The 4,236-nt window shown below is 64.4% G+C and carries 3 protein-coding genes and 1 pseudogene; 1 reads left to right on the forward strand and 3 read right to left on the reverse strand.

Going from position 1 to position 4,236, the window contains the following annotated elements; translation table 11 throughout:
* Nucleotides 1-470: class F sortase (locus RHBS_RS25110; protein WP_145977602.1), on the forward strand; the 470-nt coding region annotated here is incomplete at its 5' end.
* Between the two features lie 21 nt (nucleotides 471-491).
* On the opposite strand, the gene pyrE is transcribed toward RHBS_RS25110, so the two are convergent.
* From pyrE to RHBS_RS25130, 3 genes and pseudogenes are all read right to left on the reverse strand, one after another.
* On the reverse strand, nucleotides 492-1,040 hold the full coding sequence (gene pyrE, locus RHBS_RS25115; RefSeq protein WP_121872188.1) for an orotate phosphoribosyltransferase: 549 nt from the start codon (nucleotides 1,038-1,040) through the stop codon (nucleotides 492-494).
* Between the two features lie 136 nt (nucleotides 1,041-1,176).
* Nucleotides 1,177-2,883 (reverse strand): annotated as a pseudogene (locus RHBS_RS25120) (acyl-CoA dehydrogenase family protein); the annotation flags it as partial.
* 156 nt (nucleotides 2,884-3,039) lie between these two features.
* Nucleotides 3,040-4,236, reverse strand: a 1,197-nt coding sequence (locus RHBS_RS25130; RefSeq protein ID WP_187298626.1) for a serine hydrolase, incomplete at its 5' end; no start/stop codon positions are given.

The raw sequence follows: 4,236 nt of genomic DNA on the forward strand, positions 1-4,236 counted from the left end.
CGGCGAGCGACGTCGCTCCCGCTCAGCCGGAATACATCGAACTCCGGTCCTCGGACGGCACGACCTATCTGAGCAGCCCCATCCATCCCGACCCGCTCTACCGCGGCGGCGACAGTGGCCAGGTGCTGAATCCGGTCGACGAACTGCCCGCGTGGTGGGCCGAGAGCGGCATGCCGGGAACCTCCACCGAACAAACGGTAGTGGTTGCGGGACATAACTATTCGAAGCGTGATGCCCCGTTCAAGGCACTGCGAGTGGTGACACCGGGCGACACCGTCGTGTTGCGCACACCGACCGGCACCCTGCAGTACGCGGTCGAATCGGTCGGCCCACTACCGAAGGGATCCCTGCTGGCGGACAACGAACTCCGACGCTCGGTGCCGGGTCGATTGATCCTCGCCAACTGCGACGTCCAAGGCGGAGAACCAACCGACGACAACTTCGTCGTCGTCGCGCAACTCGTTCGCTGACAAGCCCTTTCGCGATCGGGACTACAGGCCGAGGTCCACCAGGCCGAGGAGCGATCGATATTCGAGCCCCTCGGCGGCGATGACCTCGTCCGCCCCGGTCGCCCGATCGACCACCGTGGCCACTCCGACGACCGTCGCGCCCGCGTCACGCAGAGCCTGCACGGCAGTGAGCGGAGAGTTTCCGGTGGTCGTCGTATCCTCCACCACCAGAACACGTTTGCCGACGATGTCCGGACCCTCGATCTGACGCTGCATGCCGTGCGCCTTCGCGGCCTTGCGCACCACGAACGCGTCGATCGGACGCCCCTGCGCATGCATGATCGACATCGCCACCGGATCTGCACCCATCGTCAGACCGCCGACCGACACGAAATCCCAGTCGGCCACCAGATCGCGCATCAACGAACCGATCAGCGCACCCGCCCGATGATGCAGAGTCGCGCGACGCAGATCCACGTAGTAGTCGGCTTCCTTGCCCGACGACAACGTGACCTTCCCATGCACGACGGCAAGCTCTTTCACCAAATCGGCCAGTTCCTGCCGGTCCGAATTTGCGGCACTCTCGGCCATGTTCGGGTTCCTCTCGTCGCACCACGGATCTTCGATAGGTCGGTACGAACTTACCCACCGAACCGCGCATGTGCTCCCGCCGGATCCGCTGATCGTTCTGCTTCTAGGCAGCGATCTCGGCCGATTGCTGCTCGTCGAGCAGTTCCTTGGTGGTGGGGTCCTCGCAGGATTCGATGCCGGCGATGAATGCCTCGAAGATGATCCGATCGATGTGTGCGCTCGCGGCATGCAGAACGTGATCCTGCACCGCGTTGAACGCCTCGAACGGGCTGGTCTCTTTGGATTTGGACTGCAGCCGGCGCGCGACGGTGGAGAGCAGGTACTCCTCACGATCTTCGAACATCTTGACCTGGGTGCCGCGGTTGAACAGCGAGCCCTCCTCCTCGTTGTCCTGACGCCGATCGAGGATGGTCTGCATGATCGCCTGGGCCGCAGTGCGTTTGACGACGCGGTCGCCCACCATGTCGGCGGCGAACTTGACCCACTCGACCGGACTCATGGACTTGACGTCGTCGGCGTACGCGGTGAGCAGTTCCTTGGCGACCAGCTGCGTCAGCACATGGTTGTCGCCCTCGAACGTGGTGAACACATCCGTGTCGGCCTTGAGCGAGATCAGCCGGTTCTCGGCGAGATACCCTGCGCCGCCGCATGCTTCGCGGGCTTCCTGAATCGCGGCGGTCGCATGCCAGGTGTTCGCGGCCTTGAGGCCCGCCGCCCTGGACTCGAGCTCGCGCTGCTCCTCGGCGTCCGGGTTGTCTGCAGTCTGCAGCTCGTGCATCTTCGACACGAGCTCGTTCTGTGCGAACTGCAGGGCGTAGGACTTCGCGATGAGCGGGAACAGTCGACGCTGATGCACCAGGTAGTCCATGATCAGGACCTCCTGATCGGAATCGGGCGCGGCGAACTGCCTGCGCTGCAACGCGTATCGCGTGGCGATGTCGAGAGCGACCCGGGCCGCCGCAGCGGCACTGCCGCCGACCGTGACGCGACCGCGGATCAACGTGCCGAGCATCGTGAAGAACCGTCGAGACTTGTTCTCGATGGGGGAGGAGTACGTACCGTCGTCGGACACGTCGGCGTACTTGTTGAGCAGATTCTCTCGCGGGATGCGGACGTGATCGAACATGAGGCGGCCGTTGTCGACTCCGGGCAGACCACCCTTGTACTGACAGTCCGAGGTGGTGACGCCGGGCAGATCGTCACCGTTCTCGTCGCGGAGCGGAACGAAGAAGCAGTGCACGCCGTGGCCTTCGGGCTCCTCGCCCGGGCCTGCAGTGATGAGCTGGGCGAACACGGCGGCGACGGTCGCGGTTTCGGCAGCACCGCCGATGTAGTCCTTACGCGAGGACGGCGTCGGGGAGTTGATGACGAACTCGTCCGTCTTCGGGTCGTACGTGGCCGTGGTCTCGAGCGACTGCACGTCGCTGCCGTGTCCGGTCTCGGTCATGGCGAAGCAGCCGAGCAGATCGAGACCGATGATCTTGGGGACGTAGGCCTCGTGGTGTCGTTCGGTGCCGAGATTCTCGATGGCACCGCCGAACAGCCCCCACTGGACACCGGCCTTGACCATCAGCGAGAGATCACTCATCGCGAGCATCTCGATCATCGTCACCGCTGCGCCGACGTCGCCGGTGCCGCCGTGTTCCTTCTTGAAGCCGTTGTCGGCTGCACCGGCCGCGGCGAGCAACTTGAGCTGCTCCATTGCCTTGGTGCGGGCGATGACGGTGTTCGGGGTGTAGTGCGGACGGAACTCGTCGCGTGCAAGTTGCTGACGCGCCTGGTTCTTCACATCTCGCCAGCGGCCGTCCAGAGTGTTCCGAAGGTGATCCGTTGTGGTTGCCATACTCGACGGTAACCTTTTGTGGCGGCCCGTGAAGGCCGGAAAGTCAGACCGGCCAGACGAATTCTCGGAACACTGCCCGGCAGGTCCGCCAGAAGCCCGATTTCGCGTACGGACCGTCGTGGAACAGAGCCGCACAGTTGTCCTCGAGAGCCCTGTTCACCAGGGGACTGAAGTCGGTGAACTCACCGACCAGGAACTCCTTGAAGCCCTCCGGCCACGCGTACCGGGCTGGTTCGTGTTGTGCCTCCACGACCGCGAGTGTAATGCAGCAGTAACACCGATGTTACAAATCCCACTCACTTCATCAGTGCGAAAGCCTGCTGGGCAACGAGAAACGCGTAGCTGGACGGGATCAGATCGATCGCGCCGTCGGCCCGGAACTGCTCGGTCACGATCCAGTCCTGACCGGAGGCATCGGTGGCCAGGAACGCGCCCGCCAGATCGCCGGGCGCGCTGCCGCCCTTGAACCCCGAGTACGGCCACAGTGCCGGGTCGAGCTGCACACCCGGGTGATCGCAGGATGCGACGGTTCTCCTCGGCCGAATCGCTCGTCGCCAGGTAACCCATCGCGGCACAGACGTCCTGCGCATTGGCGAACCACTCGACCCCGTCGGCCGACGCCGGGTTGTCCAGGAAGTTCTCGAAGTCGATCTCGAGCGGCCTCGCGTCCGCCTGCTCGAGAAGCTCGGCCCGGGTATCGGGGTCGGCCTCGGCCCACTCGGCACGCATGTCGGGATCCCCGAACCCGATGACGAAGAACTGTCGAGTGTCCATCATCGGTGTCATCACCGACGGATCGTGATGGCCCATGATGGAGAGCTGGCGTTCGACCCGCTCGCGGCCGAGGTGATCCATCAACAGATCCGTTGCGGTGTTGTCGGACAACGAGATCATCTTCTCGGCCGCGTCGCGGACCGACACCGTCGTGCCGTCGGGCAGATTCTGCAGTTCGCCGGACGGCGCGCTCTTGGTGGCATCACGAACGGTGAGCTGCTCGTCCCAGCGGACGGTGCCTGCCTCGATCTCGTCGGTGAGCGCGCCGAGGACGTACAGCTTGAACACCGATCCGAGGGGAAGCACCGAGTCCGCATTGGCGGAGTAGATCGACTCGCAGTCATCGCCGTTGAGCCGTGACGCGCTGTAGGAATAGTTCGGAGCCACCTTCGACAGTGCCTCGTCGAGATCGTCGAACGACGAGATCGTAGGAGTGTCCGGCCGGGCCAGGAAGCCGTTGAGCTTGCCGTCCGCACCGATCGACGTCGTGATCGTGGCCGGGATGCCCGCGGTCGTGAAGCGCAGGACGCCGGAGTTCGGTCCGGGCTCGAAGGCCGTGGCCACGTTCGGCGCGCCGGA

Origin of the sequence: Rhodococcus sp. BS-15 (assembly GCF_000813105.1) — a bacterium.
GTDB lineage: Bacteria > Actinomycetota > Actinomycetes > Mycobacteriales > Mycobacteriaceae > Rhodococcoides.